21 protein-coding genes are annotated in these 24,740 nt (G+C 61.8%); 15 read left to right on the top strand and 6 right to left on the bottom strand.

Going from position 1 to position 24,740, the window contains the following annotated elements; all coding sequences use genetic code 11:
- Positions 1-18 precede the first annotated feature (18 nt).
- Together thiC and cytX are read left to right on the top strand one after the other, a co-directional pair.
- A complete protein-coding gene (gene thiC / locus JFU48_RS04640; protein ID WP_003221055.1) occupies positions 19-1,908 on the top strand; it encodes a phosphomethylpyrimidine synthase ThiC in 1,890 nt (629 codons plus the stop codon).
- Between the two features lie 187 nt (positions 1,909-2,095).
- Positions 2,096-3,388 (top strand): putative hydroxymethylpyrimidine transporter CytX, encoded by a 1,293-nt coding sequence (gene cytX, locus JFU48_RS04635; protein WP_003221056.1) that lies wholly within the window; start codon positions 2,096-2,098, stop codon positions 3,386-3,388.
- On the opposite strand, the gene JFU48_RS04630 is transcribed toward cytX, so the two are convergent.
- Positions 3,357-4,103 carry an RsiV family protein gene (locus tag JFU48_RS04630; protein ID WP_103522583.1) on the bottom strand — a complete coding sequence of 249 codons (747 nt, stop codon included), beginning with the start codon at positions 4,101-4,103 and terminating at the stop codon, positions 3,357-3,359. The two genes, cytX and JFU48_RS04630, sit on opposite strands and share 32 nt — an antisense overlap.
- Positions 4,104-4,331: 228 nt before the next feature.
- Here JFU48_RS04630 and JFU48_RS04625 point away from each other — a divergent pair, with 228 nt between their 5' ends.
- The 9 genes from JFU48_RS04625 to JFU48_RS04585 all read left to right on the top strand — a co-directional run bounded on the left by JFU48_RS04625 (position 4,332) and on the right by JFU48_RS04585 (position 13,703).
- A complete protein-coding gene (locus tag JFU48_RS04625; protein WP_103485530.1) occupies positions 4,332-4,949 on the top strand; it encodes an NUDIX domain-containing protein in 618 nt (205 codons plus the stop codon).
- Positions 4,940-5,392 (top strand): DUF1249 domain-containing protein, encoded by a 453-nt coding sequence (locus JFU48_RS04620; protein ID WP_003221062.1) that lies wholly within the window; start codon positions 4,940-4,942, stop codon positions 5,390-5,392. The genes JFU48_RS04625 and JFU48_RS04620 overlap by 10 nt, the downstream gene beginning before the upstream one ends.
- A gap of 99 nt (positions 5,393-5,491) precedes the next feature.
- Complete coding sequence (gene cpdA, locus JFU48_RS04615) at positions 5,492-6,307, top strand: 3',5'-cyclic-AMP phosphodiesterase (RefSeq protein ID WP_003221064.1); 816 nt, start codon at positions 5,492-5,494, stop codon at positions 6,305-6,307.
- Between the two features lie 158 nt (positions 6,308-6,465).
- Positions 6,466-7,074 (top strand): YqiA/YcfP family alpha/beta fold hydrolase, encoded by a 609-nt coding sequence (locus JFU48_RS04610; protein WP_003221066.1) that lies wholly within the window; start codon positions 6,466-6,468, stop codon positions 7,072-7,074.
- A 42-nt stretch (positions 7,075-7,116) separates the two neighbouring features.
- Positions 7,117-9,024 carry a DNA topoisomerase IV subunit B gene (parE, locus tag JFU48_RS04605; protein ID WP_003221068.1) on the top strand — a complete coding sequence of 636 codons (1,908 nt, stop codon included), beginning with the start codon at positions 7,117-7,119 and terminating at the stop codon, positions 9,022-9,024.
- The gene (locus JFU48_RS04600; protein ID WP_201135955.1) at positions 9,024-10,013 is read left to right on the top strand and encodes an esterase-like activity of phytase family protein; all 990 of its coding nucleotides are present in this window, start codon (positions 9,024-9,026) and stop codon (positions 10,011-10,013) included. Before parE ends, JFU48_RS04600 begins: the two co-directional genes overlap by 1 nt.
- Positions 10,010-10,534 carry a retropepsin-like aspartic protease family protein gene (locus JFU48_RS04595; RefSeq protein WP_103485526.1) on the top strand — a complete coding sequence of 175 codons (525 nt, stop codon included), beginning with the start codon at positions 10,010-10,012 and terminating at the stop codon, positions 10,532-10,534. The genes JFU48_RS04600 and JFU48_RS04595 overlap by 4 nt, the downstream gene beginning before the upstream one ends.
- Positions 10,535-10,541: 7 nt before the next feature.
- Entirely contained in the window at positions 10,542-12,806 is a 2,265-nt protein-coding gene (gene parC, locus JFU48_RS04590) for a DNA topoisomerase IV subunit A (RefSeq protein WP_003221074.1), read from the top strand.
- Between the two features lie 186 nt (positions 12,807-12,992).
- The gene (locus tag JFU48_RS04585; protein ID WP_003221076.1) at positions 12,993-13,703 is read left to right on the top strand and encodes a PqiC family protein; all 711 of its coding nucleotides are present in this window, start codon (positions 12,993-12,995) and stop codon (positions 13,701-13,703) included.
- 252 nt (positions 13,704-13,955) lie between these two features.
- Here the strand turns inward: JFU48_RS04585 and JFU48_RS04580 are convergent, their stop codons facing one another.
- Complete coding sequence (locus tag JFU48_RS04580; protein ID WP_201135954.1) at positions 13,956-15,470, bottom strand: AhpA/YtjB family protein; 1,515 nt, start codon at positions 15,468-15,470, stop codon at positions 13,956-13,958.
- 134 nt (positions 15,471-15,604) lie between these two features.
- On the opposite strand from JFU48_RS04580, the gene serB reads away from it, so the two are divergent.
- Complete coding sequence (serB, locus tag JFU48_RS04575; RefSeq protein ID WP_003221079.1) at positions 15,605-16,819, top strand: phosphoserine phosphatase SerB; 1,215 nt, start codon at positions 15,605-15,607, stop codon at positions 16,817-16,819.
- A gap of 103 nt (positions 16,820-16,922) precedes the next feature.
- Here the strand turns inward: serB and JFU48_RS04570 are convergent, their stop codons facing one another.
- Entirely contained in the window at positions 16,923-18,677 is a 1,755-nt protein-coding gene (locus tag JFU48_RS04570; RefSeq protein ID WP_201135953.1) for a molecular chaperone, read from the bottom strand.
- 220 nt (positions 18,678-18,897) lie between these two features.
- Here JFU48_RS04570 and JFU48_RS04565 point away from each other — a divergent pair, with 220 nt between their 5' ends.
- Positions 18,898-19,299 carry a lectin OAA family protein gene (locus JFU48_RS04565; protein ID WP_103485522.1) on the top strand — a complete coding sequence of 134 codons (402 nt, stop codon included), beginning with the start codon at positions 18,898-18,900 and terminating at the stop codon, positions 19,297-19,299.
- Between the two features lie 60 nt (positions 19,300-19,359).
- On the opposite strand, the gene asd is transcribed toward JFU48_RS04565, so the two are convergent.
- Genes asd through JFU48_RS04550 form a run of 3 tightly spaced genes read right to left on the bottom strand, consistent with a single transcriptional unit; the run spans position 19,360 to position 22,634 of the window.
- Positions 19,360-20,220 (bottom strand): archaetidylserine decarboxylase, encoded by an 861-nt coding sequence (gene asd / locus JFU48_RS04560; RefSeq protein WP_201135952.1) that lies wholly within the window; start codon positions 20,218-20,220, stop codon positions 19,360-19,362.
- Positions 20,220-21,053, bottom strand: coding sequence for a thiosulfate sulfurtransferase (gene rhdA / locus JFU48_RS04555; RefSeq protein ID WP_201135951.1), 834 nt, complete (start codon positions 21,051-21,053; stop codon positions 20,220-20,222). The genes asd and rhdA overlap by 1 nt, the downstream gene beginning before the upstream one ends.
- A gap of 42 nt (positions 21,054-21,095) precedes the next feature.
- Positions 21,096-22,634 carry an HDOD domain-containing protein gene (locus JFU48_RS04550; RefSeq protein ID WP_103522578.1) on the bottom strand — a complete coding sequence of 513 codons (1,539 nt, stop codon included), beginning with the start codon at positions 22,632-22,634 and terminating at the stop codon, positions 21,096-21,098.
- A 166-nt stretch (positions 22,635-22,800) separates the two neighbouring features.
- Here JFU48_RS04550 and motA point away from each other — a divergent pair, with 166 nt between their 5' ends.
- Positions 22,801-23,652 (top strand): flagellar motor stator protein MotA, encoded by an 852-nt coding sequence (gene motA, locus JFU48_RS04545; RefSeq protein WP_007952169.1) that lies wholly within the window; start codon positions 22,801-22,803, stop codon positions 23,650-23,652.
- Positions 23,653-23,655: 3 nt separating this feature from the next.
- Positions 23,656-24,720, top strand: coding sequence for a flagellar motor protein MotB (motB, locus tag JFU48_RS04540; RefSeq protein WP_201135950.1), 1,065 nt, complete (start codon positions 23,656-23,658; stop codon positions 24,718-24,720).
- Positions 24,721-24,740: the final 20 nt, after the last annotated feature.

The following is a 24,740-nucleotide window of genomic DNA, read 5'->3' as shown; positions in this document are numbered from 1 at the left end:
CTGTCTGGAGAGCCCGTGATGACGACAAAATCAAAAAACGCGATCAACCTGAGTGACTCGGCCAAGGTCGATGAACAGTCCGTTCAACCCTTCACTCGTTCGCAGAAAGTCTACGTTCAGGGCTCGCGCCCGGACATCCGCGTGCCGATGCGCGAAATCACCCTGGATGTGACACCGACTGACTTCGGCGGCGAAATCAACGCGCCGGTCACCGTGTATGACACCTCGGGTCCGTACACCGATCCGAACGTGGTGATCGATGTGCGCAAAGGTCTGGGCGACGTGCGTTCGGCGTGGATCGACGACCGTGGCGACACCGAGCGTCTGCCAGGCTTGAGCTCGAACTTCGGTCAGGAACGTCTCGCTGACCCGGAGCTGACCAAATTGCGTTTCGCTCACGTCAACAACCCGCGCCGGGCCAAGGCCGGGGCCAACGTCAGCCAGATGCACTACGCGCGCAAAGGCATCATCACCGCCGAGATGGAATACGTCGCCATCCGCGAAAACATGAAGCTGCAAGAGGCCCGCGCCGCCGGCCTGTTGACCCAGCAACACGCCGGTCACAGCTTCGGTGCGAGCATCCCGAAAGAAATCACCGCTGAATTCGTCCGTGAAGAAATCGCCCGTGGCCGCGCGATCATTCCGGCCAACATCAACCACGTCGAACTGGAACCGATGATCATCGGCCGTAACTTCCTGGTGAAGATCAACGGCAACATCGGCAACAGCGCCCTGGGTTCGTCCATCGAAGAAGAAGTGGCGAAACTGACCTGGGGCATTCGCTGGGGTTCGGACACCGTGATGGACTTGTCCACTGGCAAACACATTCACGAAACCCGCGAGTGGATCATCCGCAACTCGCCGGTGCCGATCGGTACCGTGCCGATCTATCAGGCGCTGGAGAAGGTCAACGGCGTCGCTGAAGACCTGACCTGGGAGCTGTTCCGCGACACGCTGATCGAACAGGCCGAGCAGGGCGTCGACTACTTCACCATCCACGCCGGCGTGCTGCTGCGCTACGTGCCGCTGACCGCCAAGCGTGTGACCGGCATCGTTTCCCGTGGTGGTTCGATCATGGCCAAGTGGTGCCTGGCGCACCACAAAGAGAACTTCCTCTACACCCACTTCGACGAAATCTGCGAAATCATGAAGGCCTACGACGTCAGCTTCTCGCTGGGCGATGGCCTGCGTCCGGGCTCGATTGCCGACGCCAACGACGAAGCGCAGTTCGGCGAACTGGAGACCCTCGGCGAGCTGACCAAGATCGCCTGGAAACACGACGTGCAGTGCATGATCGAAGGCCCGGGCCATGTGCCGATGCAGTTGATCAAAGAGAACATGGACAAGCAGCTGGAGTGCTGCGACGAGGCGCCGTTCTACACCCTCGGCCCGCTGACCACCGACATCGCTCCGGGTTACGACCACATCACCTCGGGTATCGGTGCGGCGATGATCGGCTGGTTCGGTTGCGCGATGCTCTGCTACGTGACGCCGAAGGAACACCTCGGCCTGCCGAACAAGGATGACGTGAAAACCGGGATCATCACCTACAAGATCGCCGCCCATGCCGCCGACCTTGCCAAGGGTCACCCGGGCGCGCAGATTCGTGACAACGCCTTGAGCAAGGCGCGTTTCGAATTCCGTTGGGAAGACCAGTTCAACCTCGGTCTGGACCCGGACACTGCCCGTTCGTATCACGATGAAACCCTGCCGAAGGACTCGGCCAAGGTCGCGCACTTCTGTTCGATGTGCGGGCCGAAATTCTGCTCGATGAAGATCACTCAGGAAGTCCGCGAATACGCGGCCAACCAGCGGATCGACGCGGTGGACGTGGATGTCGCCCAAGGCCTCGCGGAACAGGCCGAGCGGTTCAAGAAGGAAGGCAGTCAGCTGTACAAGAAGGTTTGATCTGACCTGAAGTCTGCGGTGTCTGTGCTGGCCTCTTCGCGAGCAAGCCCGCTCCCACATTTGAATCCAGTTGTTCACAAAACTTGTGTTCACGGGGGATCCAGTGTGGGAGCGGGCTTGCTCGCGAAGGCGTCAGAACAGGCGTCAAGGATCTCAATGACAAAAATACTCCTCCGAGATAACACCCTTGAGCATTCAACCCAGCACTTATTCCCCCGACCTCGCCGTACCCGCCGACAAGCGGGTATTCGGCGGTCGCGATCTGTTTTCCCTGTGGTTTTCCCTCGGCATCGGCCTGATGGTGTTGCAGACCGGTGCCTTGCTGGCGCCCGGTCTGGGCCTGTCCGGTTCGCTGCTGGCGATCTTCCTCGGCACCCTGGTCGGCGTGCTATTGCTGGCAGCAGTCGGCGTGATCGGCAGCGACACCGGCCTGTCGTCGATGGCCGCGCTGAAACTCAGCCTCGGCAGCAAAGGCGCGGGCCTGCCGGCGCTGCTCAACCTGCTGCAACTGATCGGTTGGGGTTCGTTCGAAATCATCGTCATGCGTGACGCCGCCAGCCTGCTCGGCACCCGTGCGTTCAGCGAAGGTTCGCTGTGGGCCAGTCCGATGCTCTGGACCTTGTGCTTTGGTGCGCTGGCGACCCTGCTTGCCGTCAGCGGGCCGCTGACGTTCGTGCGCAAGATCCTGCGTAAATGGGGCATCTGGCTGATCCTCGCGGCCTGCATCTGGCTGACCTGGAACCTGTTCGCCAAGGCCGATCTGGCTGCGCTTTGGGCGCGTACCGGGGACGGTTCGATGCCCTTCGCCGTGGGCTTCGACATTGCCATCGCGATGCCACTGTCGTGGCTGCCGCTGATCGCCGATTACTCGCGTTTCGGCAAGCGCGCGAAGAACGTATTTGGTGGCACCGCCATCGGTTTCTTTATCGGCAATTTCTGGTTGATGAGCCTCGGCGTGGCCTACACCCTGGCGTTCGCGCCGAGCGGTGAAGTCAACGCGTTGCTGTTGGCTTTGGCCGGTGCTGGCCTGGGGATTCCGCTGTTGCTGATTCTGTTGGACGAGTCGGAAAACGCCTTCGCCGACATTCACTCGGCGGCGGTGTCGAGCGGGATTCTGTTGCGCTTGAAAGTCGAGCATCTGGCCTTGGCCATCGGCGTGCTCTGCACCCTGATCGCGCTGCTGGCGCCACTGGCGCAGTACCAGAACTTCCTGCTGCTGATCGGCTCGGTGTTCGCGCCGTTGTTCGGCGTGGTGCTGGTCGATCACTTCATCCTGCGCAAGCGCCGGGGCCAGGTCGCTGCGGCCGCGTTGCGCTGGCCGGCGCTGTTGGCGTGGCTGGGCGGTATCAGCACCTACCACTTGCTGGCGAATCTGTATCCGGATGTCGGCGCGACCCTGCCGGCGCTGGTGCTGGCAGGGCTGCTACAGCTGGTGCTCGGCCGAGCCTTCAGCTACGGCCCGGAAACAGCTCGGGCTTGAGGATGCCGTTCAGGCGCGAGTAAGGGATCGTCATTTCGATCAGGCCCAGCGCGTAAGGCGCGATGGTGCTCACGTTGTACTTGAGCACCACGCCGCCGGTTGTCAGGGCCACGTTCGGGGTTTTCACGAATGGCCAATTCTTCACGAACTCCGGTTCCTGATCGAGCCTGGTGTTGATCAGCCAGCTGTTGTGCACTACCTGTGCGGCTTTCCAGAACATTTCTTCCTGACCCGGCAGCAACATGTCCGACAGACTCAGCACTTTGTGCTGCTGACGCGAATAGTTGATGAAGCCGCGCCCCGGTGTGTCATGAGCGCCACCGGTGTCGAGGTAGCTCGACAACTCGATGATCACCAAGCCGTCATGCTGCTCACGTACCTTGGCCTGCAAATAGCTGCCGTAGTGTGGGTCGGCGGTGCGCAGGAACTGATCACGATAGGCGGCCAGCGTTGGTGCCACCGGCGCATTTGGCTCGCTGCGGGTCATTTGCAGCAGACGCTTTTCAATGATGCCATCCAGTGCCGGCTCAGCCGGGAAGCGCAGGGTATCGATGTTTACCAGTGGGCAGTCCGGGCCGGAACAGCCGGGTTTCAGGGTTTCCGACGCATCGCGGGTGGTTTCCAGCGGCGTGCGGTAGCTGGGCTGGAACAGGCTCGAGCATGCGCCAAGAGTCAGGGCGATGGCGGCCACGGAGGCAATTTTGAAGAGCGACATGGGCGTCCTTTGTGAAACAGAGGAAGGCAAAAAGTTATCCGCTTCGACTCTCGTCGAGGCAGTCAGTTCGCCACTAAGCTAATTAGAGTGGGTTTCGCCTCCACCGTCCATCCCGCTGACGGTAAAGGGGCTGCATCAATCATCGCGGGCGCGTTAGGATGGCGCGAAGTCGAGGTTGCCGGTCACCCAAAGCAACCTCGAATCGGATTTGCAGTAGAGAGGATGCTCATGACTGATTTTGCCAACGCCACTCCGGCCACCGTCGATGTTGTAAAGCGCGAGCGCTGCTACGAGGGCTTCTACAAGCTCGACCGTTTGCACCTGCGCCATGAGCTGTTCGCCGGCGGCATGAGCCGCGAGATCAACCGCGAAGTCTTCGTGCGTCACGATGCCGTGTGCCTGCTGCCCTACGATCCGCAGCGCGATGAAGTGGTGCTGCTCGAGCAGTTTCGCGTCGGCGCCATGGGCAAGACCGACAACCCGTGGCTGGTCGAACTGGTCGCCGGTCTGATCGACAAGGCTGAAGTGCCGGAAGAAGTTGCTCACCGCGAGGCGCAGGAGGAAGCTGGACTGGACATCAAGTCCTTGTGGCCGATGACCAAGTATTTTCCGTCGCCGGGCGGCAGCAATGAATTCGTGCATTTGTACCTGGGGCACTGCAGCACCGACGGCGTGGGCGGCCTGCATGGGCTGGAGGAAGAAGCAGAAGATATCCGCGTCACGGTCTGGGCGTTCGAAGATGCCTTGCAGGCCGTACGTGACGGACGCATTGCCAACGCGGCGAGCATCATCGCCTTGCAATGGCTGGCGCTGAACCGCGCCGAAGTGAGGGGGTTATGGTCGTAAACAAGCTGCGCGATCGTTATCGAGTCGACCTCGCGGGGCTGCAAGCCGCCTGCGAGGCCAACTACGCGCGCCTGATGCGACTGGTGCCGGACATGCGCAACGAACCCGAGGCGCGGCGCATCGCCGTGACCCAGGGCGAGCAGATGCTCGGCGTGCTGGCCCTCGAAGTGCTGCAGACCTGTCCGTACACCACCACCTTGCAGGTGCGTCAGGAACACAGTCTGCCGTGGCTGCCGGTGCCGCAGCTGGAAGTGCAGGTCTACCACGACGCACGCATGGCCGAGGTCATCAGCGCCGAACATGCACGACGCTTTCGCGGCATCTATCCTTACCCGAACGCCGCGATGCATCAGCCGGATGAAAAGGCCCAGCTCAATCTGTTCCTGGGGGAATGGCTGAGCCATTGTCTGGCCCTGGGGCACGAGTACGAAGTCGTACGCTAGTTGTGAACTGCGTCCGGTTCGTCGGTTTCCTCTTTGTGTCATCCCCCAGCATAATTGCGGCACTCAACCGATTCCGTGCTTTTGCCCTGGGAGAACGCCTTGCCGAGCGTATCCACATTGACCACCGCCGATCCGGCGTTGCTGGTGCAGTTATCCGACAGTCATCTGTTCGCCGAGGCGGACGGCACGCTGCTGGGCATGAATACCCGCGAAAGCCTGCAAAAAGTCATCGAGCTGGCGCTGGGTCAGCAGCCACAGATTGATCTGCTGCTGGCCACGGGGGATATTTCCCAGGACGGCACTCTGGAGTCGTATCGACAGTTTCGTGACCTGACGCGGCAGATCAATGCGCCGGCGCGCTGGATTCCCGGCAATCACGATGAGCCGCGAATCATGGCCGAGGCCGCGGAGCAAAGCGCATTGCTGGAATCGGTGGTGGACATCGGTAACTGGCGGGTGACCTTGCTCGATTCGGCGGTGCCGGGTTCTGTGCCGGGTTATCTGCAGGACGATCAGTTGCAGTTGCTCGCACGTTCGCTGAGCGAAGCCCCGCAGCGCCATCATCTGGTGTGTTTCCACCATCATCCGGTGCCGATCGGTTGCGCGTGGGCAGAGCCGATCGGCTTGCGTAACCCGGAAGCGTTTTTCGCGGTGCTGGATCGTTTTCCGCAGGCCCGCGCAGTGCTCTGGGGGCATGTGCATCAGGAATTCGACCGCGAGCGCAACGGCGTTCGGTTGATGGCCTCGCCTTCGACCTGCATTCAGTTCGAACCGGGGAGTGAAGACTTCAAGGTGGGCGAGCAGGCGCCGGGATATCGCTGGTTGCGGCTGTTGCCGGATGGACGGCTGGAAACCGGCGTCGAACGGGTTACCGACTTCGAATTCACCGTCGATTACGCTTCCAACGGTTACTGAAGACCGCTTCGCGGCCATCGCGAGCAGGCTCACTCCTACAGGGGAATGCGATCGACTGTAGGAGTGAGCCTGCTCGCGATGGCGTCCATACAAACGCCCCCGAATCTGCTGACTCCCTGTAAACTCCGCTATCTTTCGCCGACACTCAGGGAGCTCAAATGTCCGGTTCGATCCTCTATATCCACGGTTTCAACAGCGCCCCGGCTTCGAAAAAGGCCTGTCAGCTGGTCGAGGTAATGGAGCGGCTGGGTTTGAGCGACCAATTGCGTGTCCCGGCGCTGCATCACCACCCGCGTGAAGCCATCGGTCAGTTGCAGCAGGCGATTGCCGAGCTGGGCCGGCCGTTGCTGGTGGGAAGCTCGCTCGGCGGCTACTATGCGACTCACCTGGCTGAGCGCCACGGCTTGAAAGCCCTGCTGGTCAACCCGGCGGTCAGCCCGCACCGGATGTTCGACGGATACCTGGGCACGCAGAAAAACCTGTATACCGATGAGACCTGGGAATTGACCCGCGACCATGTGACGGCCCTGGCCGAGCTGGAAGTGCCGGCGCCCGTGGATGCACAGCGTTATCAGGTGTGGTTGCAGACCGGCGATGAAACACTGGATTATCGCCTCGCCCAGCAGTATTACCGGGCCTGTGCTCTGCGCATTCAGGCCGGCGGCGACCATGGTTTCCAGGGTTTTGCCGGGCAATTGCCGGCGTTGCTGAGTTTTGCCGGCATTGGCGCCGATTTGTATCAGGCAATCGATTTCACCGCACTGTGAAGTCTTGCCCCTTTTTCATTGAATCACTGACGACGAGACCCTATGGCCACTCCCAGCGCTAGCTCTTATAACGCCGACGCCATCGAAGTCCTCTCGGGCCTCGACCCGGTGCGTAAACGCCCCGGCATGTACACCGACACCAGTCGGCCGAACCACCTCGCCCAGGAAGTCATCGACAACAGTGTCGACGAAGCCCTGGCCGGCCACGCCAAATCGGTGCAGGTCATTCTGCACGCCGATCACTCGCTGGAAGTCAGCGACGACGGTCGCGGCATGCCGGTCGACATTCACCCGGAAGAGGGTGTGTCGGGGGTCGAGCTGATCCTCACCAAGCTGCATGCGGGCGGCAAGTTTTCCAACAAGAACTACCAGTTCTCCGGCGGTCTGCACGGGGTGGGTATTTCCGTGGTCAACGCCTTGTCGACCGAAGTCCGGGTACGGGTAAAACGTGACGGCAACGAATACCAGATGACCTTCGCCGATGGCTTCAAGGCCACCGAGCTGGAAATCGTCGGCACCGTCGGCAAGCGCAACACCGGGACCAGCGTGTACTTCGCGCCGGATCCGAAATACTTCGATTCACCGAAATTCTCCATCAGCCGCCTCAAGCACGTGCTCAAGGCCAAGGCTGTGCTGTGCCCGGGGCTGCTGGTCAGCTTCGAAGACAAAGGCACCGGCGAGAAAGTCGAGTGGCATTACGAAGACGGTCTGCGCTCCTACCTGGTGGACGCGGTCAGCGAATTCGAACGCCTGCCGGACGAGCCGTTCTGCGGCAGCCTCGCCGGTAACAAGGAAGCGGTCGATTGGGCGCTGTTGTGGCTGCCGGAAGGTGGCGATGCGGTGCAGGAAAGCTACGTCAACCTGATCCCGACGGCGCAGGGCGGTACCCACGTCAACGGTTTGCGTCAGGGCCTGCTCGATGCGATGCGCGAGTTCTGCGAATTCCGCAGCCTGCTGCCGCGCGGCGTGAAGCTGGCGCCGGAAGACGTCTGGGAGCGCATCGCTTTCGTGCTGTCGATGAAGATGCAGGAACCGCAATTCTCCGGCCAGACCAAAGAGCGCCTGTCGTCCCGTGAAGCGGCGGCGTTTGTCTCCGGTGTGGTCAAGGACGCGTTCAGTCTGTGGCTCAACGCCAACCCGGAAACCGGTCTGGCGCTGGCCGAACTGGCGATCAACAACGCCGGTCGCCGCCTCAAGGCGAGCAAAAAGGTCGAGCGTAAGCGCGTTACCCAAGGCCCTGCGCTGCCGGGCAAACTGGCTGACTGCGCGGGTCAGGATCCGATGCGTTCCGAGCTGTTCCTGGTCGAAGGTGATTCCGCCGGTGGTTCCGCCAAGCAAGCGCGGGACAAGGAATTCCAGGCGATCCTGCCGTTGCGCGGCAAGATCCTCAACACCTGGGAAGTCGACGGCAGCGAAGTGCTCGCCAGCCAGGAAGTGCACAACATCGCCGTAGCGATCGGGGTCGATCCGGGCGCGGCGGACATGAGCCAGCTGCGCTACGGCAAGATCTGCATCCTCGCCGACGCCGACTCCGACGGTCTGCACATCGCCACGCTGCTGTGCGCGTTGTTCGTCCAGCACTTCCGCCCGCTGGTGGATGCCGGTCACGTCTACGTGGCGATGCCGCCGCTGTACCGCATCGACCTCGGCAAAGAGATCTACTACGCCCTCGACGAAGCCGAGCGCGACGGGATTCTCGACCGTCTGGTGGCCGAGAAGAAGCGCGGCAAACCGCAGGTCACCCGATTCAAAGGTCTGGGTGAAATGAACCCGCCGCAACTGCGTGAAACCACCATGGACCCGAACACCCGGCGTCTGGTGCAGTTGACGCTGGGCGACGATTTCGCCGAAACCTCGGAAATGATGGACATGCTGCTGGCGAAGAAACGCGCCGGTGACCGCAAGACCTGGCTCGAATCCAAGGGCAACCTCGCCGAGGTGCTGGCCTGATGCGGTTTGGCTGGGCCTTGGCGGGTGCGTTGCTGCTGAGTGCGATGGGCGTGTCGGCGGAGCCGCTGCAGGAGTTGCGCGTGCTCTCGGAGCATCCGGTCGAAGGCATGCGTGGCGGCAACCTGTCGGGACTGGCCATGTGTGGCAGCGAGTTGTGGGCGGTGTCGGACCGTGATGACGATCAGATCTATCGGCTCAATACCGCCGATCAGGTCTGGCAGGCCGAGGCCTTGCACATCGACGTGCCGCTGGTGCCGGAGACCGGTTTGCCGTGGGGATTGCGCTCGCGCAATTGGGCCGCGTCGTTCGTGCGCGGTGGCGACCTCGATTTCGAAGGCATCAGCTGCGACAGCGCCGGCAATCGCTACATTGTCAGCGAGGGCCACGCGGCGGTCTTGCAGGTGCCCGTCAGCGGCCCGGTCAACTGGCTGAAGATTTCGCCGATGATGGTTCGCGAAGCGCGGGCCAGTGGCATGCTCCTGCATTTCAATGCGATCTTCGAAGGTCTGGCGATCAACCCGGCGGGCGATCAGATGTGGCTGGCCGGCGAACGGCAAAACCGCGGCTTGCTGCTGATCAAGCGTCAGCAGACAGTGTGGGATTGCGACGGTCGTTGCGTGCTGCTCAGCGAGGGCGGCAAGGAGATGCAGCCGCCGCAGTTCCCGCACGCCAAAGCGGTCGACCGCGACTTTTCCGACCTTTCGTTGTTCAACGGCAAATTGTTTACCCTTGAACGCAACGCCTTCCAGATTTGTCGGCGCGACGCGCAGACTGCCAAGGTCGAGCGCTGCTGGTCGTACGCCGCTGAACTGTTGCAGGCCAACCGCCGTTACTCGCAAAACTTCGGGTTGGAAGAGGCATTGATCGTTGATGCTGATGGTGCGTGGGTCGGCGTCGACAATAATTTCGGCCCCCGCGCCGACGGAGAGGTTCGCCCGATCGTCTGGCGTTTCGCCGCGCCTGAAGGTGGCTGGAGCGCCAAGCCGTGAGTCAGCAACCGCCGGGCAAGCGCGCCGGTCGGGTGTTGATGATTCTGGCCTGGTGCGCGGGGCTGTTTCTGGCCACGCGGTTTTTCGGCCAGTGGGAAGAACGTCAGCAGAATCCGAACGTCGTGGTCACGTCCGAGCAGCATGATGGGGTGATCGAAGTGCAACTGGCCGGCAACGCCCAAGGGCATTTTGTCGCCAGCGGCCAGATCAACGGGGAACCGGTGGAGTTCATGCTCGACACCGGCGCCACCGATGTGGCGATCCCGGCGGATCTGGCCAAACGCTTGAAACTGGAAGAAGGTTTCGGTGTGACCCTGAGCACGGCCAACGGCCTGAGCCAGGGCTATCGTACAAAAATCGACCGCCTGCAACTGGGCGACATCGTGCTGCGGGATGTCCGCGCACTGGTCGCGCCGGGGCTGCATGGCGATCAGGTGCTGCTCGGCATGAGCGCCCTGAACAAACTTGAATTTACCCAGCGCGGTGGCACCATGCTGCTGCGCCAGACAACGAACCGATGAGGCCCGCATGAGCGACTCCCTTGATCTCAGCCTGGACGGTGTAGAACGCCGCTCGCTGGCTGACTTCACCGAAAATGCCTACCTCAACTACTCCATGTACGTGATCATGGACCGTGCTCTGCCGCATATCGGCGACGGCCTGAAACCGGTACAGCGGCGTATCGTTTATGCCATGAGCGAGCTGGGGCTGGACGCCGATTCCAAGCACAAGAAATCGGCGCGTACCGTCGGTGACGTGCTCGGCAAGTTCCACCCGCACGGCGATTCGGCGTGCTACGAAGCGATGGTGCTGATGGCTCAGCCGTTCAGCTATCGCTACACGCTGGTCGACGGACAGGGCAACTGGGGTGCGCCGGACGATCCGAAGTCCTTCGCGGCCATGCGTTACACCGAAGCCCGTCTGTCGCGTTATTCCGAAGTGCTGCTCAGCGAACTGGGCCAGGGCACCGCTGACTGGGGGCCGAACTTCGACGGCACCCTGCAGGAACCTTTGGTTCTGCCAGCACGTTTGCCGAACATCCTGCTCAACGGCACCACCGGCATCGCTGTCGGTATGGCCACCGATGTACCGCCGCACAACCTGCGCGAAGTCGCCACCGCTTGCGTGCGTCTGCTCGATGAGCCGAAGGCCACGGTCGAACAGCTCTGCGAGCACATTCAAGGCCCGGACTATCCGACCGAAGCGGAAATCATCACCCCGCGCGCCGACCTGCTGAAAATGTACGAAACCGGCAAGGGCTCGGTGCGCATGCGCGCCGTGTACCACGTCGAGGACGGCGACATCATCGTCACCGCGCTGCCGCACCAGGTCTCCGGGGCCAAAGTGCTGGAGCAGATCGCCGCGCTGATGCAGGCCAAACCGTCGAAAGCGCCGCAGATCGCCGACCTGCGTGACGAATCCGACCACGAAAACCCGTGCCGTATCGTGATCATTCCGGTCAACAGCCGCGTCGATCACGAAGCGCTGATGCAGCACCTGTTCGCCAGCACCGAGCTGGAGTCGACCTACCGGGTCAACGTCAACATCATCGGTCTGGACGGCAAACCGCAGCTGAAAAACCTGCGGGCATTGCTGGTCGAATGGCTGGAGTTCCGCGTGCTGACTGTGCGTCGCCGCCTGCAATTCCGCCTCGACAAGGTCGAACGTCGTCTGCACCTGTTGGACGGTTTGTTGATCGCTTACCTCAACCTGGATGAAGTGATCCACATCATCCGCACCGAGGAACACCCGAAAGCCAAGCTGATCGAGCGTTTCGCCCTCAGCGAGATTCAGGCCGACTACATCCTCGACACCCGTCTGCGGCAGTTGGCGCGACTGGAAGAGATGAAACTGCGCGACGAGCAGGACGAACTGCTCAAGGAACAGGCCAAGCTGCAAGCCCTGCTGGGCAGCGAAGCCAAGCTGAAGAAGCTGGTGCGCACCGAGCTGCTGAAAGATGCGGAAACCTATGGCGATGACCGTCGTTCGCCAATCGTCGAGCGTGCTGAAGCCAAAGCGCTGACCGAGCACGATCTGCTGCCGAACGAGAAAGTCACCGTTGTCCTGTCGGAAAAAGGCTGGATTCGCTCGGCCAAGGGGCATGACATCGACGCCACCGGTCTGTCGTACAAGGCTGGCGACGGCTTCAAGACCTCGGCGGCGGGGCGTTCCAATCAGTTTGCGGTGTTTATCGACTCCACCGGCCGCAGTTACTCGGTGGCCGCGCACACCTTGCCATCGGCTCGGGGCCAGGGCGAGCCGTTGACCGGCCGCCTGACCCCGCCACCGGGCGCGACCTTCGAATGCGTGCTGATGCCGGAAGACGATGCGCTGTACGTGATCGCCTCCGACGCCGGTTACGGTTTCGTGGTCAAAGGCGAAGACCTGCAAGCCAAGAACAAGGCTGGTAAAGCTTTGTTGAGCCTGCCGAACAACGCCAAAGTCATCGCGCCGCGTCCGGTCGCCGATCGTGAACAGAACTGGCTGGCCTCGGTCACGACCGAGGGGCGCCTGCTGATTTTCAAAATCAGCGATCTGCCACAGCTGGGCAAGGGCAAAGGTAACAAGATCATCGGGATTTCCGGTGAGCGCGTGGCCAGTCGCGAAGAATATGTCACGGACATCGCCGTGCTTCCGGAAGGCGCCACCTTGGTGCTGCAGGCCGGCAAGCGGACTCTGTCGCTGAAGGCCGACGACCTCGAACACTACAAGGGTGAACGCGGACGTCGTGGCAATAAGCTGCCACGTGGCTTCCAGCGAGTAGATGCGCTGCTCGTCGAAAACCTCAATTAGGCGAGAACGCCCTCCTAGAGAGCTCGATCTGCGATTTAACGCGTAGATCGACGCTTTGGCGCTGGAGTCGGAACGCATATTCACGGATGATATGGCCTTTCCAAACGCCGGCGTGGCCGAGCGTTCTTCATATTTATTGAGTATTTTCACTGTGGTCAGCCTTGTGGCGGCCACCTGGACGGGATGATGACTGCTCTGCGCCCCCTTATTTTCCTGCTCGCTGGCGTTTTGGGCCTGGCGGGCTGCAGCGTTCACCAGCCGGTGTCGCTGTATCAACTGGACAGTGGAAGTCCGGTTCAGCCTGCGCAAAGCGCAGGCATGGCGGTTTTGTTGGGTCCGGTAGTCGTGGCCGACTACCTGCAACGTGAAACCCTGCTGCAACGTCAACCGGACGGCAGCCTGCAAGCCTCGACCGACGGTCGCTGGGCCGGCAGCCTTTCGTCGGATATCGATCAATTGCTCATGCGTCAGGTGGCCGGTCATCTCGACAGCCAGCGTGTGGTGCTGGCACCGGCCACGTTGGGCTTTACCCCGGATGTGCAGGTATTGCTGACCATCACGCGTCTGGACTCCGGTGAGAAACAACCGGCGATCCTCGATGCGCAATGGCGTCTGATCGACCGTCGTGGTCAGGTGCGCGATAACCGCATCGTTCATCTGCAAGAGCTGCACGCCGGGACTACGGCTTCGCAGGTTCAGGCGCAGGGCATTCTGCTGCAGCGTCTGGCCGAGCAGTTGTCGGTGGCGCTCAAGCCATTGGCCAACCAGCCACCAGTGGCCGAAGCTCCGCGTAAAGCGGCGCCAAAACCGGCAGCGCCGGCGGCGGATGCCGATAAGCAACCGAAGATTCCGATGGCTTCGCCGATTCGCACCGATATGGAAGTGTTCCGCTTCTAAGGCTGGATCGAGTCAAACCCAAAGCCCGCCTTGTGCGGGCTTTGTTGTGTCTGGGGGCTGGAAATCTTTGCCGTCAGTGCGGGCCTCTTCGCGAGCAAGCTCGCTCCCACAGGTCTTGAAGGTGTTCACAAGGTCTGTGGCAGCAACCGTCCACTGTGGGAGCGAGCTTGCTCGCGAAAGGGCCGGTACAGGCGACAAAAAAGCCCGCAGACAATCACTCGTCTGCGGGCTTCTGTGCATCTGGCCTAAGGCTTACGCCCGGCGCTCATGCATCCGCGCCAGTTGCCGCTCCAGCATCGACGGATAAGGCTCCATCAACCGCTCGACACAGCAGGCCCCCTCAGGGCTGGCGATCGGGCGGATCCGCGCACGCTGGCGAATCAGCGCATCATCACCGATCTTGCGCTCGACCAGCAGCAGGTTGCGGCTGTGTTGCGACAGGGCCAGGGCATCCTGAGCCGAATCGGTCAGCAGCAGGTCGATCTGGCTCAGACCGAACAGATCATCGCCCAGGGTCAGGCCCAGTTGCAATTGCAGGGTGATGCCGCTGTCGGCGACTTCGATCTGCAACTGATGGCCCAGCGCCCGCAGCAACTCGCCGCAGCAGATGGCGTTGGTCAGGTAGTCATCACCGCTGTCTTCGGTGTGGAACAGCATCAGTGTGCTGCCATCGTTCAGGGTTTCGATTTCGCCCTGATACAGCGAAGCGGCCTGGTCGAGGCAGTCGCGATAGCGCTCCAGCAACTCTTCCAGACGGGCACGCGGCAGGCGCCGCAATTGCTCTTGCGAACCCAACTGGATCGCCAGCACCGCGCTGTGTTGCGGAACGCTCGGGGTCGCCTGACGCGGGGCCGCTGGAGCGGCTTCGGTCAGCGACTCGTCGCGCAGATCGGCAAACGGGTCTTCGTCGTCATCATCGTCTTCAACGGTGCTGACCACGTGGCGCGGCGCAGGCTTTTGCGCGGCCATTGGGCGGGTTTCGTCAAAGCTCGGGTCACGCAGATTGCGCACTTCGAACTCTGGCTCATCTTCTTCGAACTCGGGTTCCGGCTCGGGCTCGGGTTTTGGTGCAGGCTCCGGAGCGAAGTTGGCGTGCAGTTGACGCGCCAAGTCGCCGATCTCGTCCTGACGGTCGGTGGCCGGGGTGTATTCGTCGATGTTGCGCAGCCAGACGCGCAATTGCAGCAGCGGCGTCGACAGGTAGCGACCCATGCGCAGGCTCAGGGCCAGCGACAGGGCCAGCAGAATCGCGCTGAGAATACCCATGCTTTGCAGGCTGATGGTCATCGGCTGCTGGAACTGATCCATGTCCAGGCTGATGCGCAGTTGCCCGGCGGTCACGTCCTGGAAGGTGATCTTGCTCTCGTACATGCCCTCGGCTTCGCCCAGCAGGCTGTGCTTGGGGCGCTGACCGGATTCGGCGAGGATGCGGTTGTCCACGCTATAGATAGCGGCGTGTGCCACCAGCTTGTTCTTGGTCAGGTTGTTGAGCAGCACGTTGAGGCTGAGGATGTCGTTGGACACCAACAGTTCAGTGGCAGAGGTGGCGGTCTGCGTGGTCAGGCTTTCGCCCAGCGCATCGGCCTGCTCGTGCATGGCCTGCTTGAACTGCAAGCCCATCACCCCGGCATAGATCACCAGGGCCAGAGCGACCAGGATCACGTTATGGCTGGCAATGCGCAATGCAATCGGCACACGGCGGTGGCGCAGTGCACGGAAGATCAGCAGGAAGAAGTTATCGGTTTTAACTGGCGTGGGCCGGTTCACTGAGCTCGGCTCTTTTGTCCGTGAAGTTGACGCGCAGTATAGCGACAGGCCCTAGACCGGCAAAGCGCTCGCGGTGCCCGATGGTCACTGAAAGTGGGTAGAATGCGGTTTTTTTCCAGTTGCGGGGGTGCGCGTTGCGCGAAATCGTCCTGATTAACATCACGGGAGTCGACCGTCCGGGTCTGACTGCGGCCATTACCGGCGTTCTGGCCCAGGGTGGTGTGAACATTCTCGACATCGGTCAGGCGGTGATCCACGACACCCTGTCGTTCGGCATCCTGGTTGAAATTCCCGACTCCGAGCAAGGCAAAGCCGTGCTCAAGGACATTCTGTTCAAGGGCTACGAGCTTGAGCAGCAGGTGCGCTTCACCCCGGTGTCCGAAGAGGATTACCAGCAGTGGGTGGGCAATCAGGGCAAAAAACGCCACATCGTCACCCTGTTGACCCGCAAAGTGACCGCCGGTCAGTTGCAGGCTGTCAGTTCGATCACTGCCAAATATGGTTTGAATATCGATCATATCGACCGTTTGTCGGGTCGCATGCCACTGGACACGCCGGCCGACAAGGGCAAGGGCTGCATCGAGTTCTCCGTGCGTGGCGAAGCGGCTGATCCGCAGGCCCTGCGTGCCGAATTTCTCAGCGTTGCTCAGGAGCTGAATGTCGACATCGCCTTCCAGGAAGATTCGCTGTTCCGTCGCAACCGGCGTCTGGCGGTGTTCGACATGGACTCGACCCTGATCGAAGCCGAAGTCATCGACGAGCTGGCCAAGGCCGCCGGTGTCGGCGAGCAAGTCTCGGCCATCACCGAGCGCGCGATGGCTGGCGAACTGGATTTCCGCGCCAGCTTCAAGGAGCGCCTGGCGCTGCTCAAGGGCCTGGATGTCAGCGTGCTGGACTCGATTGGTGCTTCGCTACGCCTGACCGAAGGCGCGGAAACCCTGTTCGCCGAACTCAAGCGCCTGGGCTACAAGACCGCGATCCTGTCCGGCGGCTTCACTTACTTCGCCAAGCAGTTGCAGGCCAAACTCGGCATCGACTACGTGTTCGCCAACGAACTGGAAGTGGTCGATGGCAAGTGCACCGGCGTGGCCATAGAGCCGATTGTCGATGCGCAGCGTAAAGCAGATCTGCTGAAGGAACTGGCGCACAAGGAAGGCTTGTGTCTGGAGCAGACCATCGCTGTCGGCGATGGCGCGAATGACCTGCCAATGCTGGCGATTGCCGGCCTGGGTGTAGCGTTCCGCGCCAAGCCGCTGGTCAAGCAGTCGGCCAAGCAGGCGATTTCCACCCTTGGGCTGGATGGCGTGCTGTATCTGCTGGGCTTTCGCGATCGCGACGGGCAACTCTGAAATCTCTGTTGCCTGAGCTGGCCACTTCGCGAGCAAGCCCGCTCCCACATTGGAACTCGGCCTCCTGTGGGAGCGGGCTTGCTCGCGAAGGGCTCAACTCGATCTAAAGCGATTTCCACAACGAGTCGAAATTCTCCTCGCCCCCGCCATTCTGCGCGGCTTCCAGCGAGCGATAGGCAAACTGATTGAAACTGTGCGTACTCGCCACCCGTCGATCCAGTCCGGCGCGATGTTCTTCGCCGTGGGTGTTGATCAGCACTTTATTGCCTTCCTGAAACGGCAGGCGCGGGGCGAGCAAGGTCGCGGGCAAGTCGATGGCGCTGATCTCGGGCAGCAACAGGCCGCGCAAATAGTGGCTGTGATCGTCTCGCGAACGCACCAGTTGCAAGCCACAGGGTTCGGCGTGTGGCGCCACCAGCTCGATGCCCATTTGCGGCCCGCTGCCGCGTACCTGACGAATCCAGCGGATCACCGCAATGCTCCAGCCCTGATTCGAACTGTCCTGAATACCGACCATTTCCCCGGCCTGCAACTCGGCGGGCACGTCACTCGGCCACATCAGGCAATAGCCGCCGGGACTGTGGTTGATCACCGCTAACGTGTAGGTCGGGTAGTGTGGAGTGCTGCTGGCGTTGCTTTCATCGTCGCCCAAGTGCTCGTACTGGATTTCCTCGTACGGCAGCAATTCCTCAGCCGCGCTCAGCGGGGCGGCGTCGAAGGCCTGGCTCCAGCTGTCCTTTTCGCCCTGAACCACGGCGCGGCTGAAGTTCGCCGCGCGGGCGCCGGGATGTTTCAGCAGTTCGCTGAAAGTGCGCTCGCCGCCCAGATAAAAGTGCAGGGCGCTCATGCCGACGCACACGCTCAGGCTGCCCTGACCGATGGTGCGCTGAAAGCTGCGCTCGGCGGTATGTCCCCAACTCGCGTGCAAATGCTGCAGGGTATCGAGGCTTAGTCCTGCCGGGACGGGCAGCGGCGTCGACGTCTCTTGCTGCAGTAAATGCGCTTCGATCACGTTCACCAGCGGTTGTGGATCGAAGCCCTGCAGTGCGCCCTGTTGTTCTTTGCGAAACATGCTGCGGTAACGCGGACCGGCGTCCAGTTCGGCGCTGATGGCGAACAGTCCATCGTCCGGCCTGCCGGGATGCAGCTTGAGCAGGGCGCTCCACGGTTCCAGCACTTCGGCCAGTCGGGCGATCTGGTTCTGCCGCAATTGATTGCAACGGGCGCTGCCCAGCAGCAACGCGGCGATATAGGTCTGTTCCAGGCTCAGTTCGCTGCTCAGGCTCGCCAGATCGTCAGGCACCCGGCGCTGATGCAACTGCAATGCGCAGGCGCAGCGATACAGCTGATGCAGCTCGATCCACAGATGCTCCGGCGGCGGGCTATACAGCTGCGTCGCGCGCAGCAGTTGCCCCTTGAGTGCATGCGCTGCCCGTTGCAGCGCCTGACTGACCAGCGCCGCACGATCCTTGGTGTACTTGGGCGCAATGCGCAGAACGATTTGCTTGTAGCCGATGGCCAGCTGACTTTGCAGCGCCTGGCACAGATTGCTGATCTTGCGCGAACGATCATCGAGCATGATCGCCTGAAGCAGGAAGTGCCGCTCAAGATGCTGACAAACGAAATACACCTCGGGGCGCAGCAGCTCCAGGAGGTGCAGGCGATTGTCGCTGGGGGTAAGCAATTGGTTGAGTTCGCCCAGGCCCTGGTACAACTGGCGAGCGGTTTCGCCGATGTTGGCCTTGGGCAGGCCGGCGATCCAGCGCTTGAGGTCGCGCGGGGTGGCTTCGCAGAACGACAGGCGCGTTTGCGTCGGGATCGGCGCGCGCAGGGAGGGTTGGGGGCGTGACTCACTCATGCCGTGACGGGCTCCAGCGGCGAAATAGGCAACTCCGAGAACTCTAGCAGCTGTGATCCGTTTCGCCGGATGGCGGCAGGCTTTTTGACCGCTGGTCTGCTGGCCGGATGCCATTCGACAAGCCCTACTAGGCTCTCAGGCGTGCGATCGGAAACGCACGGTTGCACGGCCTGCCGTCAACCTCGGGCAGGTCTCCCGAAACTTCAAGGAGATGAGGTTCATGTCTAAATATGCAGTGGCAAATCAATGGGGCGGCAGTTCGGCACCGTGGCATCCGGGTGGAACCTGGGTGTTGGGCGGGCGGGACAACCAGAAAGTCGTCGCCATCGAGATCAAGTCGAGCGATGGCGGCAAAAGCTTCACCGGCACCATGACTTACGCCGGCGAAGGCCCGATTGGCTTCAAGGCGCAGCGCACCGGTCAGAATCAATACAACGTCGAGAACCAGTGGGGTGGCAATGATGCCCCATGGCATCCGGGCGGCAAGTGGGTGATCGGTGGTCGGGACAATCAGGACGTGGTCGCGTTGAGCGTCACTTCCAGCGATGGAGGGAAAAACCTCAGTGGCACCAATACCTACGCCAACGAAGGGCCGATCGGCTTCCGTGGGCAGATAGAGTAACGGCGCCTCCCAGGTCGTGTCCGCCCCTTCACAGACGTGTGAAAGGGCGGATCAGCCGGCTCAGGCAGTCGGCAGGGCCAGGGCCTGGCCCATCTGCACTGGCGAACCCGCCACCAGTTCTTCAGCCCACTTCACTTGATCCGGGCCGAACAGCACGATCGCCGTCGAACCCAGTTTGAAACGCCCCAGTTCCGCGCCTTTTTCCAGATGAATCGGCGCACGGGCAGCTTCGTCGTAGCGGAAGGTTTTCAGTTCGCGCTTCGGTGGGGTGACCAGACCGGCCCATACGGTTTCGATCGACGCGACGATCATCGCGCCGACCAGTACCACGGCCATCGGCCCGTGCTCGGTGTCGAAGATGCACGCCACGCGCTCGTTGCGGGCGAACAGCTCCGGGACGTTTTCCGCGGTGGTCTGGTTGACCGAGAAGATCCGGCCCGGGATGTAGACCATTTCGCGCAGAGTGCCGGCCAGCGGCATGTGCACGCGGTGGTAGTCCTTCGGCGACAGGTAAATGGTGGCGAAGTCGCCGCCCATGAATGGCGCGGCATTGGCGGCGTCACCGCCGAGCAATTCCAGCACGCTGAAGCTGTGGCCCTTGGCCTGGAACACGCGACCGTGTTCGATCGGGCCGAGCTGGCTGACTGCACCGTCGGCCGGGCTGAGGATTGCGCCCGGAGTCTGGTCCAGTGGCCGCGCGCCGTCTTTCAGGGCGCGGGTGAAGAACGCGTTGAAGTGCTCGTATGCGGTCAGGTCTTCAACCAGTGCTTGCGACATGTCCACTTGATAACGCTTGGCGAACCACTGGGTGAAGGCATTCTTGAACCAGCGCACGCGGCACTCGGCAACGCAGCCGGCCAGGCGCGACAGCAAGTGATGAGGCAGCAGGTACTGGCTGAGGATAAACAGACGCTCTTTCATTAGTTGTCCTTAGAACCTTGAATCTCGACAGGCGTATCAGGGTGGTTGCCCCATTCGCCCCAGGAACCGGCGTAGCCCTTGACCCGCGGATAACCGAGGGATTTGGCCACCAGATAAGTGAAGCCCGACCGGTGATGGGTCTGGCAGTGGGTAATGATTTCTTTGTCCTTGGTGATCCCGAGGTCATCGAGGATCTGCGGCATATCCGTGCGAATCCGCAACTGACGCGCCTTGTCCATGCCGGCGGTCCACTCGAAGTTGACCGCGCCGGGGATGTGTCCGCCCTTGGCAGCCAGCACCTTCTCGCCCGAAAACTCCAGCGGTCCGCGCGCATCCCAGATCGCCAGATCGGCGGCGCCGAGACGGCTTTGCAGGTATTCGCGGGTGGCCGTCGGCTCATCGTGCAGGGTCAGCGCCACCGGGCCGCCCACCGCAGGCGGAACCTGGATCGACATCGGCATACCCGCTTCCAGCCACGCCGGCAGACCGCCGTCGAGGTAGTGGTACTTGTCGTGACCGATCACGTCGAGCAACCAGATGAAGCGTCCGGCCCAGCCACCGCCTTCGTCGTCATAGACCACGTAGACCGCGTCCTGGCGATGGCCCAGTTCACCGAACAGGGCTTCCAGATCGGCCTTGGCTGGCAGCAATCCCGGCGCCGGCGGCTGGCCGAGCTGGGTGCGCTTCGGATCGACAAAGCGTGCGCCTGGCAGATGGCCCTCGGTATAGCGGGCGGCATTGGTCAGGTCCACCAGAATCAGTTCGCTGGCATCCAGCCGAGGGAGCAGGTCGCTCGGTTCGATGACGAGCGGCAAGCCAGAGAAGTCAGACATGTGAGGTCTCCAGAGCACAAAGGGGGGGATTGTAGCGCAGCCTCATCGGCCACGGCTGCTAAAGCTGTGCAGGGCCTTTTCGATGCACTGCGCGGTTTTGCCGAAAGCCTGCACGCTGATGTCGGCGAACGGCCCACCGCCCTGGTCGGCGACCACGATCATGATCACCCGGCCGTTATTGACCAGCGAGCGCAGGAACAGGTGTTCGCCGCGAAACAGTGTGCGCAGGCCTTGCGGCAGCAGCGCGGAGAATTGCGCGTTGTTCTCGGGGTTGATCCGCACCTGTGCCTGCTGCGCGAGCAACCGTTGCAGAACTTTGCTCTGGCTGACGACAAAATTCAGCGCGGCGGCTTCCTTCGGCAAGCCGAAGGTCTGGTGCACCCGCAGATTCGATTGCGTACGGTCGGCCATCAGAATCATCACCCGGCGCATGCCACTGGCCACCAGCGCATCACGCGCGGCGACGGTCAGGCTCATGGCATTGGTGAAGCGGCTCGGCTCGGCCAGCAGTTCGGCGCATTGCCGGCGCCATTGAGTCAGATCCTCGGCACTCGGCGCGGCCGCCGGCAGCATCCCGGCCGGCAACCGATGGGTGCCCCACGGCCATAATAATGAAACGGCCGGGTGCCACAGATCGGGCATTGCATGCTGGCGCGCACTGTTGGCCGCTTGCTGGTGCAACTGCTGCTGCACTTCGTCCATCGAGATTTGCAGATAAAGGCTGGTCAGGTACTGCCAGCGCTCGCTGTGCGGACTGTCCCAGGCCTGTTGCGCCGACAGCGCCAGGCCGTTGGCCAGCAACACGGTGTTGGCCGGCTGGTTGAGCCAGCGGCGCAGGGTCGGATCGTCGTCGAGGCGATTCTGCTGGCGCAGCGGATGCTCGCTGTCGCGGGCGATGCGCAGGACTTTCACCAGTTCGCGCTGTTCGCTGAGCAGCAGTTTATAGCCTTGCTGCACCCAGATCGGCAGGTGCCAGACCTGGACCAGTGCCTCGGCGATCTTCAGCAGGCGCACGCCAAACAGTTGCTTCTCGACGACCGGGGCCGATTCGCCCTTGTGGATAACCCGCACTTCCCACTCTTCGAGCAATTCTGGAAACGTCAGCGCCAGCGGCCATAGTGGCGAGAGAAACAACAGGCTGCCCCAATGAATGTCCTGCCACAGCCGCGCCAGGCGACTGGCGAAAAAACCGTTGGCCTGTTGCGTGGCGTGCTGGCTGATCATCTGCAGTTGGCGCAGCGCCTTGGGAATCTGCATCTGCGGTTCGACGGGCAGACGCGCGAGCAATTCTTCGGTGCGCGCAAGGCCCAGACGGTTGATCGCTACCTCGAGATTTTCCGCCGGTGCGGTCATCGTGCCGAGGGTGTGACGATTGGCCTCACGGATGATGCTCAAGGCCAGTGCGGGGCTGTCCTGCATCAGGTCGGCGATGTCGCGCAGCGAGCTGCGGTTGTCGCGGATCGCCCGGCAAACCTTGTCGTGAGCCTCTTGCGGCACGGGCAGGCGCACGCCATCGAGCAGCTTGACCCAGCCCTCGAGCGTGGTCGGTTTTACGTGTGGGACGTTCGTTTCATTAGCCATGTCTGGACGAGATCTTCACTGACTGTAGACGCGCCCGGCATGGGCTAAATTGGCTTTTCGCCTGAACTGGCTATAGTCTGGCGCAGTTTTGCCGATAAGTAGAAGAAGAGATTTTTTAACTTCCGAATATGACCTTGAACCCGACTCAGTAAGTACTTTCCTACCTATGGCTAAAATTATCGGCATCATCGTCGTATTCGCGAGCGTGCTCGGCGGATACGTGCTCTCCCACGGCAAAATTGCCGCCCTGATCCAGCCTTTCGAGGTGATGATCATCGGTGGTGCGGCCCTCGGTGCATTCCTGCAGGCCAACCCCGGTTACATGACGATGCACGTGCTCAAGAAATCCCTGAGCATGTTCAGTTCGCGTTTCAGCCACACGTTCTATCTGGAAGTGCTCGGCCTGATCTACGAGATCCTCAACAAGAGCCGCCGCGAAGGCATGATGGCCATCGAAGGCGACATCGAAGACGCTGCCGCGAGCCCGATCTTCGCCAAGTACCCGGCCGTGCTCAAAGACGAGCGCATGACCGCGTTCATCTGCGATTACCTGCGCATCATGTCCTCCGGCAACATGGCTCCGCATGAGCTGGAAGGCCTGTTCGACATGGAACTCTACAGCCTCAAGGAAGACCTCGAGCACCCGTCCCATGCGGTGAACGGTATCGCTGACGCCATGCCGGGTTTCGGTATCGTCGCGGCGGTACTGGGTATCGTGGTGACCATGGCTTCGCTGGGTGAAGGCGATCAGAAATCCATCGGCCTGCACGTGGGTGCGGCACTGGTCGGTACCTTCTTCGGTATTCTCGCGGCCTACGGTTTCTTCGGGCCGTTGGCGCACTCCCTGGCGCACGATGCCAAGGAAGAACTGAACGTCTACGAAGCCATCAAGGCCTCGCTGGTGGCGTCGGCTTCCGGCATGCCGCCATCGCTGGCCGTGGAGTTCGGGCGCAAGGTTCTGTACCCGGCGCACCGTCCAAGCTTTGCGGAGCTGGAACAAGCCGTTCGCGGTCGTTAAGCCATGGAAAATAATCAGCCGATAATCATCAAGCGCGTCAAGCGCATAGCCGGTGGGCACCACGGCGGGGCGTGGAAAATCGCCTTCGCCGACTTCGCCACGGCGATGATGGCGTTCTTCCTGGTGTTGTGGCTGCTGTCCACCGCAACGCCTGAGCAGAAGATCGCCATCGCCGGTTACTTCAAGGATCCGGTCGGCTTCTCCGAAAGCGGTACGCCGTACATCATCGATCTGGGCGGCACGCCGACCCTGGCGCCGGAAAACACCCTCAACCCTGAAGTGAAGTCGCAGCCGCAACCGGACAAGGTCACGGTCGACACCGAGCAGGTCGAAGGCATGGCCGAGCAGGTCGAGAAAGAGCGCCTGGAACTGTTGCTGCAAGAACTGCAGAACAAGGTCAACGAGAACCCGCAACTGCAGAAGTTCAAGGACCAGATCCTGTTCGAGATCACCCCGAACGGCTTGCGCATCCAGATCATGGACGCCGAGAACCGGCCGATGTTCGACTCAGGTTCCGCACGCCTGAAACCGTACTTCGAAGACATCCTGCTGGCCATGGCCGACACCATCAAAGCGGTGCCGAACAAGATCAGCATCAGTGGCCATACCGACGCCAAGCCGTATACCGGCACCGGCGATTTCGGCAACTGGGAACTCTCGGCCAACCGTGCCAACGCCGCGCGGCGTGCACTGGTTGCCGGCAGCTATCCGGACGGGCAAGTGGCGCGGGTGGTGGGTTATGCCTCGTCGGCGCTGTTCGACAAGGAAGATCCGTTCAACCCGGTCAACCGCCGCATCGACATCGTGGTCCTGACCAAGAAGGCCCAGGCCGCCATCGAAGGCTCGCAAGGTGCCGAACCGGCCAAGCCCGCTGCCGAAGGTCAGAACGGCGCCGCTCCGGCAACGCCGGTCGATCCGAACGCGCTGCCGGCAGATCAGCAACCGGTGCCGGCGCACGAGTTGCGTGAACGCCTGAACCTGTTCGACGACGCCGCACCGAAACCGGCAGTGCCGGGGACTGCGGCGCCCGCGCCGGCGGCTCCGCCAGCCGCCGCATCGAAGCAGTGATTCGCAAAAAAGCCACGGTC

The organism is Pseudomonas sp. TH49 (genome assembly GCF_016650625.1).
Taxonomy (GTDB): Bacteria; Pseudomonadota; Gammaproteobacteria; order Pseudomonadales; family Pseudomonadaceae; genus Aquipseudomonas; species Aquipseudomonas fluorescens_H.
Note: the sequence above shows the minus strand (reverse complement) of the source record. Positions and strands in the feature narration are given on the sequence as shown.

Bases quoted from the DNA above. Each gene is read 5' to 3' on its own strand.
- thiC (WP_003221055.1), top strand. From the start codon at position 19: ATGACGACAAAATCAAAAAACGCGATCAACCTGAGTGACTCGGCCAAG.
- JFU48_RS04630 (WP_103522583.1), bottom strand. From the start codon at position 4,103: ATGTCGCTCTTCAAAATTGCCTCCGTGGCCGCCATCGCCCTGACTCTT.
- JFU48_RS04625 (WP_103485530.1), top strand. From the start codon at position 4,332: ATGACTGATTTTGCCAACGCCACTCCGGCCACCGTCGATGTTGTAAAG.
- JFU48_RS04620 (WP_003221062.1), top strand. From the start codon at position 4,940: ATGGTCGTAAACAAGCTGCGCGATCGTTATCGAGTCGACCTCGCGGGG.
- JFU48_RS04610 (WP_003221066.1), top strand. From the start codon at position 6,466: ATGTCCGGTTCGATCCTCTATATCCACGGTTTCAACAGCGCCCCGGCT.
- parE (WP_003221068.1), top strand. From the start codon at position 7,117: ATGGCCACTCCCAGCGCTAGCTCTTATAACGCCGACGCCATCGAAGTC.
- JFU48_RS04600 (WP_201135955.1), top strand. From the start codon at position 9,024: ATGCGGTTTGGCTGGGCCTTGGCGGGTGCGTTGCTGCTGAGTGCGATG.
- parC (WP_003221074.1), top strand. From the start codon at position 10,542: ATGAGCGACTCCCTTGATCTCAGCCTGGACGGTGTAGAACGCCGCTCG.
- JFU48_RS04585 (WP_003221076.1), top strand. From the start codon at position 12,993: ATGACTGCTCTGCGCCCCCTTATTTTCCTGCTCGCTGGCGTTTTGGGC.
- JFU48_RS04570 (WP_201135953.1), bottom strand. From the start codon at position 18,677: ATGAGTGAGTCACGCCCCCAACCCTCCCTGCGCGCGCCGATCCCGACG.
- JFU48_RS04565 (WP_103485522.1), top strand. From the start codon at position 18,898: ATGTCTAAATATGCAGTGGCAAATCAATGGGGCGGCAGTTCGGCACCG.
- asd (WP_201135952.1), bottom strand. From the start codon at position 20,220: ATGAAAGAGCGTCTGTTTATCCTCAGCCAGTACCTGCTGCCTCATCAC.
- rhdA (WP_201135951.1), bottom strand. From the start codon at position 21,053: ATGTCTGACTTCTCTGGCTTGCCGCTCGTCATCGAACCGAGCGACCTG.
- JFU48_RS04550 (WP_103522578.1), bottom strand. From the start codon at position 22,634: ATGGCTAATGAAACGAACGTCCCACACGTAAAACCGACCACGCTCGAG.
- motA (WP_007952169.1), top strand. From the start codon at position 22,801: ATGGCTAAAATTATCGGCATCATCGTCGTATTCGCGAGCGTGCTCGGC.
- motB (WP_201135950.1), top strand. From the start codon at position 23,656: ATGGAAAATAATCAGCCGATAATCATCAAGCGCGTCAAGCGCATAGCC.